General features: G+C 57.8%; 16 protein-coding genes and 1 pseudogene. 8 read left to right on the plus strand and 9 right to left on the minus strand.

The features are described 5' to 3' along the window. Positions 1–213 precede the first annotated feature (213 nt). Together GVL50_RS22985 and GVL50_RS22990 are read left to right on the plus strand one after the other, a co-directional pair. Positions 214–1,296 (plus strand): bifunctional transcriptional activator/DNA repair enzyme AdaA, encoded by a 1,083-nt coding sequence (locus GVL50_RS22985; protein WP_159815165.1) that lies wholly within the window; start codon positions 214–216, stop codon positions 1,294–1,296. A 38-nt stretch (positions 1,297–1,334) separates the two neighbouring features. After that, positions 1,335–1,949 (plus strand): DNA-3-methyladenine glycosylase, encoded by a 615-nt coding sequence (locus tag GVL50_RS22990; protein WP_159815166.1) that lies wholly within the window; start codon positions 1,335–1,337, stop codon positions 1,947–1,949. A gap of 125 nt (positions 1,950–2,074) precedes the next feature. Here GVL50_RS22990 and GVL50_RS22995 read toward each other — a convergent pair whose 3' ends face one another. Next, positions 2,075–2,515, minus strand: a complete 441-nt coding sequence (locus tag GVL50_RS22995) for a DUF3995 domain-containing protein (RefSeq protein WP_053120960.1) — start codon at positions 2,513–2,515, stop codon at positions 2,075–2,077. A gap of 95 nt (positions 2,516–2,610) precedes the next feature. Here GVL50_RS22995 and GVL50_RS23000 point away from each other — a divergent pair, with 95 nt between their 5' ends. Further along, positions 2,611–3,000 (plus strand): DUF2946 domain-containing protein, encoded by a 390-nt coding sequence (locus GVL50_RS23000; protein ID WP_159815167.1) that lies wholly within the window; start codon positions 2,611–2,613, stop codon positions 2,998–3,000. Positions 3,001–3,099: 99 nt separating this feature from the next. Then, positions 3,100–5,232 (plus strand): TonB-dependent siderophore receptor, encoded by a 2,133-nt coding sequence (locus GVL50_RS23005; RefSeq protein ID WP_159815168.1) that lies wholly within the window; start codon positions 3,100–3,102, stop codon positions 5,230–5,232. A 107-nt stretch (positions 5,233–5,339) separates the two neighbouring features. On the opposite strand, the gene GVL50_RS23010 is transcribed toward GVL50_RS23005, so the two are convergent. From GVL50_RS23010 to GVL50_RS23020, 3 genes are all read right to left on the minus strand, one after another. Further along, positions 5,340–6,353, minus strand: coding sequence for an ABC transporter substrate-binding protein (locus tag GVL50_RS23010; protein ID WP_159815169.1), 1,014 nt, complete (start codon positions 6,351–6,353; stop codon positions 5,340–5,342). 127 nt (positions 6,354–6,480) lie between these two features. Further along, a complete protein-coding gene (locus GVL50_RS23015; protein ID WP_053120968.1) occupies positions 6,481–6,678 on the minus strand; it encodes a hypothetical protein in 198 nt (65 codons plus the stop codon). Further along, complete coding sequence (locus tag GVL50_RS23020; protein ID WP_053120970.1) at positions 6,675–7,124, minus strand: hypothetical protein; 450 nt, start codon at positions 7,122–7,124, stop codon at positions 6,675–6,677. The genes GVL50_RS23015 and GVL50_RS23020 overlap by 4 nt, the downstream gene beginning before the upstream one ends. 423 nt (positions 7,125–7,547) lie before the next feature. Between GVL50_RS23020 and GVL50_RS23025 the strand changes: the two genes are divergently transcribed. After that, positions 7,548–7,799, plus strand: a complete 252-nt coding sequence (locus GVL50_RS23025; RefSeq protein WP_082341449.1) for a hypothetical protein — start codon at positions 7,548–7,550, stop codon at positions 7,797–7,799. Between the two features lie 49 nt (positions 7,800–7,848). Then, positions 7,849–8,085, plus strand: coding sequence for a DUF2789 family protein (locus GVL50_RS23030; protein ID WP_159815170.1), 237 nt, complete (start codon positions 7,849–7,851; stop codon positions 8,083–8,085). Between the two features lie 6 nt (positions 8,086–8,091). Here the strand turns inward: GVL50_RS23030 and GVL50_RS23035 are convergent, their stop codons facing one another. The 3 genes from GVL50_RS23035 to GVL50_RS23045 all read right to left on the minus strand — a co-directional run bounded on the left by GVL50_RS23035 (position 8,092) and on the right by GVL50_RS23045 (position 10,644). Then, entirely contained in the window at positions 8,092–8,295 is a 204-nt protein-coding gene (locus GVL50_RS23035) for a hypothetical protein (protein ID WP_053120974.1), read from the minus strand. Between the two features lie 113 nt (positions 8,296–8,408). Continuing rightward, positions 8,409–10,013: a methyl-accepting chemotaxis protein gene (locus GVL50_RS23040; protein WP_159815171.1), complete on the minus strand. Its 1,605-nt coding sequence runs from the start codon at positions 10,011–10,013 to the stop codon at positions 8,409–8,411. A gap of 226 nt (positions 10,014–10,239) precedes the next feature. Next, positions 10,240–10,644 (minus strand): TraR/DksA family transcriptional regulator, encoded by a 405-nt coding sequence (locus tag GVL50_RS23045; protein ID WP_007907888.1) that lies wholly within the window; start codon positions 10,642–10,644, stop codon positions 10,240–10,242. Positions 10,645–11,221: 577 nt separating this feature from the next. Here GVL50_RS23045 and GVL50_RS23050 point away from each other — a divergent pair. Together GVL50_RS23050 and GVL50_RS23055 are read left to right on the plus strand one after the other, a co-directional pair. Then, complete coding sequence (locus GVL50_RS23050; protein ID WP_159815172.1) at positions 11,222–11,827, plus strand: glutathione S-transferase; 606 nt, start codon at positions 11,222–11,224, stop codon at positions 11,825–11,827. 2 nt (positions 11,828–11,829) lie between these two features. Further along, positions 11,830–12,945, plus strand: a complete 1,116-nt coding sequence (locus tag GVL50_RS23055) for a DNA alkylation repair protein (protein WP_159815173.1) — start codon at positions 11,830–11,832, stop codon at positions 12,943–12,945. A 576-nt stretch (positions 12,946–13,521) separates the two neighbouring features. Here the strand turns inward: GVL50_RS23055 and GVL50_RS23060 are convergent. Beyond that, positions 13,522–13,893, minus strand: a pseudogene (locus GVL50_RS23060) (DUF2931 family protein); the annotation flags it as partial. After that, the gene (locus tag GVL50_RS23065; RefSeq protein WP_159815174.1) at positions 13,788–14,552 is read right to left on the minus strand and encodes a DUF2931 family protein; all 765 of its coding nucleotides are present in this window, start codon (positions 14,550–14,552) and stop codon (positions 13,788–13,790) included. The gene GVL50_RS23065 and the pseudogene GVL50_RS23060, both read right to left, overlap by 106 nt. Between the last annotated feature and the right edge of the window lies 1 nt (position 14,553).

Consider the following 14,553-nt stretch of genomic DNA (forward strand, 5'->3'; position numbering starts at 1 on the left):
GCTGCCGAAGGCTCGGGCCGCGTTCGGACGATCTTTTGATCTTTGGACGCGGAGCGTCCGCGGCTGCATTCCCACGCAGAGCGTGGGAACGATCAAGATCGTCCGAACGCGGCCCGAGCCTTCGGCAGCTCCTACACGGTAGTTCAGGCGATGTGGAAATTCACTGTCGATTTTTCGGTGGAGCCATCGACAATCTGGTTTTACTCTCAAGCCATGAACATACAAACCGCTGTCCTGCCGCCCCACGCCGAGATGGTTCGCGCCATGCTTGAACGCGACACTGCCTATGAAGGCGTGTTCTTCACGGCCGTGAAAACCACCGGGATTTTCTGCCGCCCGAGCTGCACGGCGCGCAAGCCGAAACCAGAGAACGTCGAGTTCTTCGCCCACGCCGACGAATGCATGTCGGCCGGTTATCGCGCCTGTCTGCGCTGCAAACCGCTGGACGCCGCCGCCATTGCGCCGGACTGGGTGCAGACGCTGCTCAAAGCAGTCGAAGCTGATCCCGAGGTGCGCTGGAGCGATGCGCAATTGCTCGCTGCAGGCATCGAACCGCTGAAGTTGCGGCGCTGGTTCAAACAGCATTTCGGCATGACCTTCCATGCCTGGCTGCGCACGCGTCGATTGGGCATGGCGTTGGGCGGAATCAAGCAAGGCACGTCGATTGATCACGCGGCGTTCGACTCGGGGTATGAATCGCTCAGCGGTTTTCGTGATGCGTTTCAGAAGTCCTTCCACATCACGCCGGGGCGTGCGGCGCAGAGTGAACCGCTGCTGTTCACCCGCCTGACCACGCCGCTGGGGCCGATGATCGCCATGGCCGAACGTCGTGGGCTGGTGTTGCTGGAGTTTCTTGATCGCCCGGCGTTGACCCGCGAAGTCGAGGAATTGCAGAACCGCTACGGCTATGCGGTCGTGCCGGGACACAACGGACATCTGCAGCAGATCGAACAGCAACTGGCGGCGTACTTTGCCGGCACACTCAGCGAATTTACCGTGGCGCTGCATTTGCCCGGTAGCGAGTTTGCGCGGCAGGTCTGGTCGGCGCTGCGGCAAATCCCCTACGGCCAGACCAGCACCTACGGCACCATCGCCGCCGCGCTGGGCAAACCCGGCGCGAGTCGCGCGGTGGGCCTGGCCAACGGACACAATCGGTTGTCGATTGTGGTGCCGTGTCATCGGGTGATTGGCGCGGATGGCTCGCTCACCGGCTATGGTGGAGGACAGCCGCGCAAGGCGTTTCTACTGAGGCTGGAAAACGCCGCGGTACAGCTCACGCAACCCTTGGCTTTCTGACCCATTGATTCATCAACACGAAGGGATATTTGAAAAGCATGCCCGCCTATCAAGCAGCCAGCGAGTTTCTGGCCGCGCTCGACGAAGACTGGCAGCAGCACATCGCCGCTGTCGGCCCGTGCCTGCATCAACCGCATCCCGCGCGTGATCCGTACGAGTCGCTGGTGCGGGCGATCGCCTATCAGCAACTGCACGCCAAGGCTGGGGATGCAATTGTCGGGCGGCTGGTGGGGTTGTTTGGCGGGCAATCCTTCCCGCGCCCCGAGCAAATCCTCGCGACTGACTTTGATCGAATGCGCAGTTGCGGCTTTTCGGGCGGCAAGATCGCGACCATTCAAGGCATCGCCCAAGCAACGCTGGACGGCGTGGTGCCGGATTACGCGACGGCCCTGGCGATGGACGATGAGGCGCTGATCGAACGCTTGATCAGCCTGCGCGGGGTCGGTCGCTGGACGGTGGAAATGCTGCTGATCTACAGCCTTGAACGCATGGACATTCTGCCGGCGGACGACTTCGGCGTGCGTGAAGGTTATCGACGCTTGAAAAGCCTCGACGTACAACCGACACGCAAACAAATGATCGACATCGGCCAGGCCTGGAGCCCACACCGCACAGTCGCCGCATGGTACCTATGGCGCGTGGCCAAACCTTGAACCTCACCACAATCCCGTAGGAGCAAAGCTTGCTCGCGAAAGCAGACTATCAGCCGATCAAATTGTTGAATTTCAGACCGCTTTCGCGAGCAAGCTCTGCTCCTACAAGGGCTTTCGCATTCGGCTTAAACCCACGCAACAGCCAACAATCCCGCGCCAAGCACCACGCACAACGGCGAATACACCCACGTATCAAGCCGTGAAAATCGTGAGCCTTTGACCTCTTTGAAAAACCCCACCAGGTTCGAATCACCAATCGCCCGGGCGAACAGCAGCAGCGCAATCGCGCTGATCCCCCATTGCAGCGACCAGTGATGCACCGGCGCGAAGCCCCAACCCACGCGCATACACACCAGCGCCGCAATCACCAACAGCGCCGCCGCGACCAGCAACGTGATCCAGCCGGAAGGTTTGAACGCCGGGCGCACCGTCGCTACCAAACCTTGCACCGGCACTTGCGGCACGGCCGCCACCGCCGCCCATTGCCCGCCCAGCGCCCAGTACACATGCACCAGGGCGATCACCGCAAAAACCGTCACCAGCCATTGAGCCAACACAAAGGTCATGGTCGAGAATCCTTGGAAAGGGATTTGAACAAATCATCCTAGTTGGCATTTTTTGAAGTGCACGACCGATCGGCGGTACGGTAAAGTGCCGCCCCATGAAATTCTCCCGTACCGATCGCTCACTGCTGGCCTGGATGCTGTATTGCTGCGTCCTGTTCAACGTGTTCGCCTGCAGCATCGGTCACGGACAAATGGTCGGCATGCAGCTGAACGGTATCGGCGGCCAGTTCTGTACGGTCGACCCGGCCACGCAAGCGCCGATCGCCAACAACCCCACCGAAGAAAAACTGCCGACCCTGTCCAAGGCGTTCGGCTGTCCGCTGTGCTCGGTCGGCGGCGGCATGGGCCCGGCGTTCAACTCCAGCCTGACCCTCGCCGTTCTGCCGGAGCAACACAGCCCACCGCTGGCGCCCATCGTCAGCGCCGACCTCCCTGCCCGCTTCACCTGGCCCTCGGCCAACCCTCGCGCCCCACCGCTCGCCTGAGTGTTTCTGCCTTTTTTGATCCGTCAGCCCACTGCGCCAATGCGCGGCGTGTGCCTGTGCCTGTGCGCTGACGCCTAGACAAGCATTCAGGATTCAATGATGAAACAACTCACTTTGCTGGCGAGCCTGTGCGGCTGCCTGTCCGTTAACGTCTGGGCGCAATCCACCGTGGATCTGGCGCCCATCACCATCGATGGCGAATCCGGCGTCGAACCGGGCCTGAGCCTCGACCAGTCCAGCGGCATGGCCTCGCGCCTCGGCCTCAGCGTGCGCGACACGCCGGCCTCGGTGGCCATCGCCAACCGCAACGACATCGAGCGCCATGGCGCACAGAACTTCCAGGACGCCGCCAACACCCTGCCCGGCGTCAATGCCAGCGCACCGCCGGGTTTCGGCGGCTTCATCTCTTATCGCGGCTTCACCAGCAGCCAGATCACGCAGATGTTCAACGGCATCAACGTCTCCGGCGGTCTCGCCCGACCGGTGGACGCGTGGATCTACGACCGGGTGGAACTGGTCGGCGGCCCGTCGTCGCTGATCAACGGTGCAGGCTCGGTCGGCGGTTCGCTGAACTACGTGACCAAACTCGCCACGCGCGATGAACAAGCTATCGAAGGCCGGGTCAGCTACGGCACTTACGACACCACCGAAACCGCGTTCGGCCTCAACCATGCGCTGACCGCCCCGAGCGCCGACATCCAGCACTACGCCCGACTCGACGTCAGCCATAACACCAGCAACGGCTACATCGACCGCCAGGAACGCGATGCCTGGAGCGTGGCGTTCTCGTTGCTCAGCGACCTGACGCCGGATCTGTCACACACCTTGGCCTTGGAATATCAGGATGAACACGAGGACAGTCCGTATTGGGGAACCCCAGTGCTCAATCCCAAGGCCGGCGAACTGAAGATCGACAAACACAACCGCTTCAACAACTACAACGTCGAAGATGGTCGCTACGAGCAACGAACCATCTGGGTGCGCTCGATCATCGACTACCGCATCAATGACAGCACCACCTTGCGAAACATGCTGTATCACCTCGACAGCCAGCGCGATTACCGCAACCTCGAAACCTACCAGTACAACGCCGACAACACGGCGGTGAACCGCTCAACCGCGTATCAAGTGCGCCATCAGGGCGAGCAGAACGGCAACCAGTTCGAACTGCGCCACGACAATACGCTGTTGGGACTTGAGACGACGTGGTCGGGCGGTTTCGAATACAAGGTCAACCAGACCACCAACTACCCGCTGAACGTCAAAGGCGCCAGCACGGTTGATCCGAACAACTACCGGCCGGGGCATTTCTACGACATACCCGGCACCAACCCGGCGTTGATCAGCGACAAGACCAACGAGGTCACCACCAAAGCCTTGTTCGTGGAAAACCGCTTGGCGTTGACCGACAAACTGTCGCTGCTCACCGGTCTGCGTTATGACAACATCGACCTCGACGTGACCAACCACCGAGTGGTGACAGCCGCTAATCCCAAGCACCTTAAACGCAGCTGGGAACCGCTCACCGGACGCGCCGGCCTGACGTACCAGTTCATCCCGTCGGCCAACGTTTACGTGCAATACAGCAACGCCGCCGAGCAGCCGAACGGTACCCAGGACTTCGACGTCTCGACGGGCAAGCAATGGGAAATCGGCAGCAAGTTCGATTATCTGAACGGGCGCGGTTCGGCGACGCTGGCGGCGTATACGATTGAGCGCAAAGACTTCGCCGTGACCGATCCACTGGATCCGACCAGCAGCATTCCGGTGGGTCAGCAAACCTCTAAAGGCATTGAGATCGCCAGTTCGCTGCGGATCAGCGACAAGCTGTTGGCCGAAGGCAACTTCGCTTGGGTCGATGCGCAGTACGACGATTTCACCGAGAAAAACGCTGCCGGCGTGGTGGTGTCGCGCAAGGGCAACACGCCGACTAACGTGCCGGATCGGGTCGGCAATCTGTGGCTGACTTATGATTTTTCGCCGCAATGGCAAGGTGGGGTTGATGCACGCTATGTAGCGTCGGTGTTTGCCGATACGGCCAATACGATGACAGTACCGTCGTACACGTTGTTCGGCAGCTTCCTCAGCTACAAGGTGGATTCGCACACGACTGTGACCGGGCGCGTGCGCAATTTGACCAATGAGGTGTATGCCGAGTTTGCGCATGTGTCGCCGGCGTATTACCTCGGGACGCCGCGTACTTTTGAATTGGCGGTGGCAACGAAATTCTAAAAAAAACCTGTAGGAGCTGCCGAAGGCTGCGATCTTTTGATCTTGCTTTTAAAACAATCAAAATCAAAAGATCGCAGCCTTCGGCAGCTCCTACAGGATCGGGTCGGCTATAGACCTGCGGATACTTTGTCCGCCACATCCTTCGGCAACCAGGCCTGCCACACATCCGGATGCGCCTTCATAAACGCCACCGCCGCTTCCCGTGGCGCCGTGTGCTTCTCGCTCATCTCGGCCAGCGCCTTGTTCAACGGCTCAATCGGGAAATCGACCTTGCTGAAGAAGTCGGTAATCTGCGGATACTGCTTCTGAAACGGCGTCGACACGCCAATCGACAGCTTCGAAGCCAGCGAACGGGTCGGTTTTGGATTGGGATTATCGGCATCCGTCAGCGTCTTCCACGCTTCGGCATCAAACGCCGGCTCTTCCAGTTGCACCAGTTTGAATTTGCCCAGCAGCGGCGTCGGCGACCAGTAGTAGAACAACACCGGTTTGCCGCGACGAATCGATGAACTGATCTCGGCATCCAGCGCCGCGCCCGAACCACTGCGGAAATTGGTGTAGTCGTCCTGCAACCCGTACGCCGTCAGCTTCTGCTTGTTGACCACTTCCGAGGTCCAGCCGATCGGGCTGTTGAGGAACCGGCCCTTGCTCGGGTTTTCCGGATCCTTGAACACGTCCTTGTATTTTTTCAGGTCACTAACGCTGCGCAAGTCCGGCGCCAGCGGCTTGATGCCTTTGGCCGGATCACCCTTGATCACGTATTCCGGCACCCACCAGCCTTCGGTGGCGCCTTTGACGGTATCGCCGACGCTGACCACTTTGCCTTCCGCCTCAGCCTTGACCCACACCGGACTGCGCCCGGCCCACTCCTCGCCAATGACCTGAATGTCATTGTTGGCCAGCGCGGTTTCCAGCGTGATGGTGGTGCCGGGCAGCGTGTCGGTCGGCAGCCCGTAGCCCTTCTCGACGATGATGCGCAACACATCAGTGATCAGGCTGCCGCTTTCCCAGTTCAGGTCAGCGAAATGGATCGGCGTCTCGGCCGCCATCACCGCTTGTGCCGACGTCAGCATCCCGAATGTCGCCACGCTGGCGGCCAATAACCGTCGAAATCCGTTCATCTATTACCCCTCGTGCTGTTCACAGCATTGGCAGGATGGCCTGACAGAAGACCGCAAGCCTCTGAATACTCAGTCAACTGACTGTAGCCGAGGTTCCAGTGTTTTCGGGTAGATGATTCGGTCGAGGTTATGTTTCAGATTTTTCCTGCAAGCTTTGTAGCTCGCGTCTGACCATGGCGGCGTATTCCGCAGGCCGCAAGGTGTAGATCTGCGACGCCACCCAGCCCAGCCAGGCGCCCTGCATTGGCGCCTTCGCCGCGTACAAACGCTGGGCTTCCTCGCGCGCCGTGTCGAGGTTCTGCGAGTGGAAATCCGCCCGGCTCACTCGCTGGCCTTGAACGTCACCAGTTCGCCCTTGCGCCACTTGGCGGCTTTGGCGGTGACGGCTTTCAGTGTCTTGGTCAAGCCTTCCTGCAGTTGCTCATTGGCGGCGAACACCGTGACTACGCTGTGGCCTTCCTTGAACAGAATTGCCTGGCCATCGGCCGTCGTGACAAAAGCGTAATCGCCCAGGCCATAGACCGTCAGTTTGATTTCGCGAAAACGGATGTCCATCTTGCCGCCTTCACGGCTGGGCAAGACCGACGCACTGAAATGATCGCCAACCTTGAGCTTGAGCCCGGGTTTGTCATCGACCACCAAGGCACTTTCGGTGTCGATTTCGGCGACGTAAATGCCTTCGGCGCTCTGCTCGGTGATGTAAACAAAACGCGATTGAAACAGCTTGACCAGCTTCGCGCGCAAATCACCCAGCACGAACAAAGCATGCATATCGAGGTTACTGACTGCCAAAGAAACATCCCCACATCTGAAAAAGCCGCACACGGAAAACGCGCACGGCAAAAAAACGGCCAGGCCGACAGTGTTGCCAAATAACTCAAATAAAAATCCGAAGCGAGCAGACAGCTCATCGTTCGCGAGGTTCTTAGACTACTGGAATGTCACTCGCGAAACTTGCCTCAACTGTCGCCAGAGCTTGAAGGAAAAATCCTCAGTGGCCGACAGATAAAACTGACTACGAACTTTAGGGAAAATTCTCACGAAAAAAAGCACTTTTCCGACATATCGCAACTGAAAAATTGCTTTAGATAACCCCCGTCGTCAACAGGTATTGGCGATTCTAGAGCAGCAATGCTCATTACGACTACCCGAAACGACCTGTAAATAGGGGTCGAACGATGAAAAGGACTTCATATGTGCACTCTAACTCACTTTGCCCTGCCCTCTGATGCACGCACCACATCGCCGCTGATCCTGCGTATCGCCACACCAGATGATCAGACACCTCGTTTTCAAGTGGTACCGGCCGGCAACTCGTTTTTTCACATCAAGGAAAAATCGACGGGTCGTGTAAGAGGTTTCCGTGAAGACCATAACGAAGCCTGTGCACTCGCCCGTTCACTTGAATCGAAAATCGAACTCCTGGCGAACGGCTGCCTCAGATAAAGAGAGTGTTCGATCGCGTCACCCCGGCGCCCACACCAAGGAGCATACGATGGAACTGACAGCAAACAATCTGACGACCCTGTTCGACCAACTGGGAATGCCTTCGGAAGGCTCCGCTATCGACGATTTCATCGAGGCATATCCACTGCCTGCGGACGTCAAATTGATCGACGCCGACTTCTGGTCACCATCACAGGCGCAACTACTTGAGCAATGGCTGCTTGCCGACGGCGATGAAGCGGTCATGGTCGATGAATTGAACGTACGCCTGCACCGCGGCAAGTAAAACCGATCAGTGCAGGCTGTCACCCGCCTTGGCTTGTAATTCTGCAAGCCATGCGGCCTTGCACTCTTCCGCTTCATCGCGACTGGCGAACGCGGTGCCGCGCCGCTCTCCATTCAATAACACCACCCAGCAGACGCTTTGCCCCATCGCGCGCAAACCCTCTGGGACACCGCTGCCGATCATCACGGCGACATCAACTCTGCACTGCATGCTGACCTCCCAAAATCATTAGCTAGCTAACTACGTAGTTAGATTAATGGTTTTCTACGGGAGGAAACAGCAACGGCCGTGCACAGATTCATTGCAGCAAAGGTAACAATCGCTCAGCGCGCACCTTCGGGTTTATAGCCCAGACGCAAACCGCCCCAATGCCGGCCCTTGATCATGATCGGCACCGACAGGTCATGCATCAACTCACCGGTGTCGCGGGTATAGGTTTGCAACAGCACCGGTTGCTGATGGCTGCCACAACGAATCCCGGTGCGATCGGCGAACTTGCGTTTGGTGCGATTGTTCAGCGCATCGACCTGCGCATCGCCAGTCAACGGCTTACTGAATGCCTGATTGTGCGTCGGCACATAGCCCTGTTGCGTGCAGGCAATGGCGAAGACCAGCCCTTCATGACGCGGCAGCAACGGCTCCTGAATCGCGGGCAGCACCTGATCGGTGTAGCGATCGAAACGGGTCTGAAATTTCGCCGGTTGAGTATTCGGGATCGGTTGGTAATGGCGATCAAACAGATCCTCCAGACTGACCCGGCCCTGATCTACATCGGCCTCAAATTGCGTAGCAATCCGATTAGCGCCTTCGCGCGCGAGGTCGTAGATACGCTGGTGATAGTCATCGAGGCCGACTTCGGCGAGCCGTTCGCTGATGGTTTCCGCCTGCCCTTCCATCTGCACAGCGGCGTCGGCGAGGCGGCGGGTTTGTTGATCGCTGATCGCCAGATCGCTGCGCATCTGCTCGATGGCTTTGAACAGACTGTCGAGTTGCTCGCGGTTGGTTTCCGCGCCTCGGGCGATTTCGCCGACCTGGGTTTCCACGCCAGCGGCCAGTCGCGCGATGTTTTCCAGGTGCTGACCGGTGTGCTCGACCTGCTCGACGCCGGTGTGCAGGTCGCTGGACAGCTCGCGAATCTGCTCGACCACTTGCGCGGTGCGTTGCTGAATATCGGCAACCATCTCGCCGACTTCGCCGGTTGCCGACGCGGTTCGCGCGGCCAAACCACGCACCTCATCGGCGACCACGGCAAAACCGCGCCCGTGTTCGCCAGCGCGGGCTGCTTCGATGGCGGCGTTGAGTGCCAACAGATTGGTCTGGCTGGCGATGGACTGAATCACCAGCGTCACTCGCTGAATGTCATCGCTGCGCACGCTCAAGGCTTCGATCAGCTCGCGGCTGGCGTTGGCGCGTTGACTGAGTTGGTGCATGCGCGAGATCGAATCGAGCAATTGCGTACGCCCCGCCGCGCTGCTGTGATGGGCTTCGCTGGCAGCGCTGAGCGCTTCGCGGCTGAGTTGCGAGGTCGCGTGTTCAGTGGCGATCATCACTTCGGCGTTGCTGACGATTTGCGCGGCGGCATTCAGTTGCGATTCGAGTTTGCTCGCCAGTTCCTTCACCGAAAAGGCTACGCCGGCCGCCGACAAGGCGTTATGGCTGGTGGTGTAGGAAAGGTCGCGGGTCAGTTCAGAAATAGCGCTACCGGAATCGGCATGCTGTGCAGCGGGGACGGCTCGGGAACGCAGGCGCGGCAGCCAGACAATCAGCACCGCCAACGGCATTGCGAGGTACAGCGACCACTCACCCAGGGTCATGCCGGCCAACAACAGCATCAGGGCGATGCTTTGCAGGGTCGGTGCGAGCCAGCGGTTTTTCGGCAACAGCACTGGTGCAGGCAGAGCCCCAACCAGAGATCCATCTCTCGTCATATCATCACCCCACGCTTGTTTTCATTGTTGTAACTGCATTAAACGCCACTACAACGCCATTATCTATGGTCCGTTAGTCGTGGGGTCTTGCAGCAGGTCAATGAATCGGCGGGAAATGTTGCAGACGAGCAAAAGCAAAGATCGCAGCCCCGACATCTCCGTGTAGGAGCTGCCGAAGGCTGCGATCTTTTGCTGGCGACCCACATTCATGGGTCACCGCACAGCATCAAGCCTGACGCTGGTGCTTGTCGATCTGCTCGTGACGCTCTTGAGCTTCGATGCAGTACTTGGTGGTCGGGCTGATCAGCAGACGCTTCAGGCCAATGGCCTCGCCGCTGTCGTCGCACCAGCCAAAACTGTCTTCCTTGATGCGCTCAAGGGCTTGTTCCAGTTGCGGCAGCATGCGCTGGTCGCGATCGATCGCGTTCACCAGCCAAGTGCGCTCTTCTTCAACCGAAGCCGCGTCCGCCGGATCAGCCGGAGTGTCCAGGCTTTCGATGGCGATGCGATTTTGCTCAATGCGCTCGTGGGTTTCGACTTTCATGTTCTGCAACAGCTCAGAAAAAAAAGCGTGCTGCTCGGCATTCATGTAGTCATCTGCCGGCATGGCCAGCAACTTGTCCTTTGTCATTGATATCTCTATAAAAAAACGTGCATTAAGGCGAATTAGGGAGCGTTTCGGCAAACCGCGTGCGGCTGTCGAAAAGGCATCGTTTATTGCAAATGCCACCCGGCACTCAATTTACGAGGGGCGGCAGTCTAAGGCCGACTTGCGACCTCAGCAACAGAAAATCCAGCGAATTCGTCCGACAAAGCCCGGAAACTGCTCTGACACAGGCTTCATGGCGGTACTCGGAGTGCGTTTATAGCAAGAAATTCAATCGAGCGGCTGTATATAGAAGACAAACGGCTAACGAAGACCTGCGACCGATGACTCTCGACCGCCAGAGATTTCATTCAGAAATGCCCTGTAGCCTTCGCATCCCCCCGGATTCAGGGGCGCTGCCGTCCATATAAAAGAACAGATCTGAAAGATTGCCCATATCCAGTACAGATCTGCACCAAACGCATCGCCAGCGACAGGCGCCCGCAAAGCGAGCGGATCAGGGTCGACGAAATTCACCAACAGGTAGACTTCGGCGACTGACAATTGCTTCAAGCTCGGCTAGGTTATGCCTTCCCACCGGTTCGACTTGAAGGAACGCGTCATGAAACTGATCGGCATGCTCGACTCCCCTTACGTGCGGCGCGTGGCGATCTCCGCCAAGCGCCTGGGCATCGACCTCGAACACGAGTCGGTCTCGGTGTTCCGCCACTTCGAACAATTCCAGCAGATCAACCCGGTGGTCAAAGCGCCGACACTGATCCTCGACGACGGCATCGTGCTGATGGACTCCACGCTCATCCTCGACTACCTCGAAGCCGCCACCGGCAAGAGCCTGCTGCCGAAAGACCTGAGTCAGCGCGCCCAAGCCCTGCGCCTGATCGGCCTCAGCCTCGCCGCCTGCGAAAAAGCCGTGCAGCTCTACTACGAACGCAACCTGCGCCCGGCCGACAGCCAATACCAACCGTGGGTCGAACGCGTCGAAAGCCAACTCGCCGCCGCCTTCACCGCCCTCGAAAAACAACTTGAAACCTACCACCTGCCCACCGACGGCACGCTCGCCCAGGACGGCATCAGCCTCGCGGTCGCGTGGAGCTTCACCGGCCTCGTCGTACCCGACCAGATCGACGACCACCGCTACCCGCGCATCGCCCAATACACCGCCTACGCGGAAAGCCTCGAAGCCTTCATCAACACCCCGATGACCTGACCATGAGCACAACCGACACCGCCGCACCCGCGCTCAAAGAAATCTTCAACGCCGAACGCCTGCAACACATCGCCGACGAAATGAGCGCGGTGTACCCCGCGTTCAAGGCCAAAGCGTTTCTCAAACATGCCAATCAAGGACTCACCGAATTATCGGTGATGCAACGCATGGCCCGCGTCAGCGAAAGCCTGCACGCTGTTTTGCCGCTCGGGTATGAAGATTCCCTCGAAGTGTTGTTTGAACTTGCTCCGAGGCTGAATAGCGGATTCGTCAGCATGTGCCTGCCGCATTACGTCGCCAGCTATGGCGCGCATGCGTTCGAGACCTCGATGGATGCGCTGAAGTACTTCACCACGTTTGGCTCTTCTGAATTCGCCATTCGCCACTTTCTGCGCAGTGACCTGGAACGCTCGCTGGAACTGATGCATGACTGGGCGCTGGATGAGAACCACCATGTGCGTCGCCTGGCCAGCGAAGGCAGCCGCCCTCGCCTGCCTTGGTCGTTTCGACTGGAAGCGGTGCAGGCGAATCCGAATCTAGCGGCGGGGATATTGGATCGGTTGAAGGCGGACGAGAGTTTGTACGTGCGCAAGTCTGTGGCGAATCATTTGAACGATGTAACGAAGGAACATCCGGGTTGGGTGCTGGATGTGATTGAGGGGTGGTCGCTGGAGGAAAAGCATACGGCCTGGATTGCCAAGCATGCGTTGCGGAGTTTGATTAAGCAGGGGGATATGCGGGCGTTGGCGGTAATTGGTGCGGGGAAGAAGGCTGAGGTTGAGTTGATCGATGTGCGGGTTGAGCCGGGGGTGGTGCGGTTGGGGGATGCGATTGGTTTATCGTTTTCGGTGAAGTCGACGGTGGCACATGAACAGCGGTTGGTGATTGATTATGCGATTGACTATGTGAAGGCGAATGGCGGGGTTTCGCGGAAGGTTTTTAAGTTGAAGGTGGTGGATTTGGTGGGGTTTGGGGAGTTGGTTGTGGGTAGAAGGCAGGTGATAAAGGATTTTACGACGCGGAAGCATTTTGGTGGGGTGCATGGGGTTTGGGTGATGGTTAATGGGGAGGTTTTGGGGAGTAGTGAGTTTGACTTGTTTAAGGAAACTCATGATTGAAATGAGCGCCCGGACCAGCTCCCGTATGTACCAATGGCTTGCAACCTCAAGCCTGCGACCCCAATAGCCAAACCATCGCATTGCCATCAACAGTCTTTACGTAGATGGACATCGGTGAAGAGATACGGTTTTTAGCAGATGATTTTTTCTCCCATGATGAACATGGGAACAGATTTATTTTTTGAATCTTAAGCTATCGAGATCTATCTCGACATAAATCCCTCGCTCACCCTTGTAGAGGGAGATCGCAGACACGGCGAGCACCGATTGTAAGAATTCAACCAGCATACTGAGGCGGTTGTTTGTCGACATCGTAGTCGGTCGCACCACTATTGCCTTATCCGACTCGTCGTCGTAAATCCTGACGACAAACTCTTCCAATTCATTCCGAATCACGTAGTTGAAACCACGGTAGTCATAACCCACTTCGTGGTCGACATCGTCAAAGCGTGTAGTGCTTTCTATTCTCAAAATTGCTTTCTCAGAATCCACAGAGCGTGAACCGATGATAGTCCGTCACTCCGAAAACCGAATGAGGGGGGAGCTCGTAAAGCGTTCTATTCAGGAACGCGCAAACTACCAACTCCCATACGGGATACCGTACTTGTCGATATAACGCTTGGCTTTTTCGCTCACTGGATAGGCATAGCGACCACCGTTCTTCTCCTGTTCGGGGCCTAGCGGTTCAATTTCGCCTTGAACTCGCGCCACTTTAATTGGCCGTCGGCATGAATCTCTTACCCACACTTGCACCACGCCGCCCGGAGCGAGCCCTAAATAGACTGAGGCCATGAAGCGCGCCGTTTTCTCTGGTGTATCTGGACAGCGCCGAGTAGTGGAGGTCACCATAATTTGTCGGGCTTCCTCGGGGATATCGACCCACGCCTGCCAGGCTTTCTGCTCTGCAATTGATTGCCAGCGGACATAGATACGCTCAGGTAGATCGGCAATGGCTCGATCTCGGCCTGCCCTCGCGCGACTTTAACCGGGTGATTACAAGAGTCTCTTACCCAAACCTGCACGACACCACCGGGTGCTAGACCTAAGTAGACCGATGCCATAGACCTGGCCTCTTGATCAGGGGCTTGCGGACAACGTTGGTTGACGGATTGCACCATCAACTGCCTGGCCTGCTCTGGAATATCTACCCAGGCTTGCCACGTTTTCTGTTCGGCGATCGATTGCCAGCGAACCCATATCCGAACGGGCAAATCTGCCCCCACTATCCTCCTGCCACTGCCCCCTATATCAATCCATGCCCGGTAGGTTTGGGGCTCCACGATGGATTGCCAACGAACGAAAATTCGTTTGGGGAGGTCGGCGCCCACCACTGCTTTTGCTGAGCTTCCTAGACCGTGCCAACCGCGTGCAGATTCTGTTCCATCCTCTGGTTGCCCACCAGATGCCGATCCCCCACCAGTGTGGAGAAATGTCCTTCCTTTGATGTCTTCAACGGAAGTGTCTTCAACCCAAACCTTCATGTAGCGTGGCTCAGTAAACCCGAGCTCCCACCATGGGGATTTCGGGTCGTTTTTTGCTGATAACGGATCAATTGGCTGACAACCAGTAACCCACAGGGCGCACAAAAGAATAAGGAACGGTTTCATT

The organism is Pseudomonas sp. 18058, from assembly GCF_902706155.1.
In the GTDB taxonomy this organism is placed as follows: domain Bacteria; phylum Pseudomonadota; class Gammaproteobacteria; order Pseudomonadales; family Pseudomonadaceae; genus Aquipseudomonas; species Aquipseudomonas rustica.

Bases quoted from the DNA above. Each gene is read 5' to 3' on its own strand.
- GVL50_RS22985 (WP_159815165.1), top strand. From the start codon at position 214: ATGAACATACAAACCGCTGTCCTGCCGCCCCACGCCGAGATGGTTCGC.
- GVL50_RS22990 (WP_159815166.1), top strand. From the start codon at position 1,335: ATGCCCGCCTATCAAGCAGCCAGCGAGTTTCTGGCCGCGCTCGACGAA.
- GVL50_RS22995 (WP_053120960.1), bottom strand. From the start codon at position 2,515: ATGACCTTTGTGTTGGCTCAATGGCTGGTGACGGTTTTTGCGGTGATC.
- GVL50_RS23000 (WP_159815167.1), top strand. From the start codon at position 2,611: ATGAAATTCTCCCGTACCGATCGCTCACTGCTGGCCTGGATGCTGTAT.
- GVL50_RS23005 (WP_159815168.1), top strand. From the start codon at position 3,100: ATGAAACAACTCACTTTGCTGGCGAGCCTGTGCGGCTGCCTGTCCGTT.
- GVL50_RS23010 (WP_159815169.1), bottom strand. From the start codon at position 6,353: ATGAACGGATTTCGACGGTTATTGGCCGCCAGCGTGGCGACATTCGGG.
- GVL50_RS23020 (WP_053120970.1), bottom strand. From the start codon at position 7,124: ATGCATGCTTTGTTCGTGCTGGGTGATTTGCGCGCGAAGCTGGTCAAG.
- GVL50_RS23025 (WP_082341449.1), top strand. From the start codon at position 7,548: ATGTGCACTCTAACTCACTTTGCCCTGCCCTCTGATGCACGCACCACA.
- GVL50_RS23030 (WP_159815170.1), top strand. From the start codon at position 7,849: ATGGAACTGACAGCAAACAATCTGACGACCCTGTTCGACCAACTGGGA.
- GVL50_RS23035 (WP_053120974.1), bottom strand. From the start codon at position 8,295: ATGCAGTGCAGAGTTGATGTCGCCGTGATGATCGGCAGCGGTGTCCCA.
- GVL50_RS23040 (WP_159815171.1), bottom strand. From the start codon at position 10,013: ATGACGAGAGATGGATCTCTGGTTGGGGCTCTGCCTGCACCAGTGCTG.
- GVL50_RS23045 (WP_007907888.1), bottom strand. From the start codon at position 10,644: ATGACAAAGGACAAGTTGCTGGCCATGCCGGCAGATGACTACATGAAT.
- GVL50_RS23050 (WP_159815172.1), top strand. From the start codon at position 11,222: ATGAAACTGATCGGCATGCTCGACTCCCCTTACGTGCGGCGCGTGGCG.
- GVL50_RS23055 (WP_159815173.1), top strand. From the start codon at position 11,830: ATGAGCACAACCGACACCGCCGCACCCGCGCTCAAAGAAATCTTCAAC.
- GVL50_RS23065 (WP_159815174.1), bottom strand. From the start codon at position 14,552: ATGAAACCGTTCCTTATTCTTTTGTGCGCCCTGTGGGTTACTGGTTGT.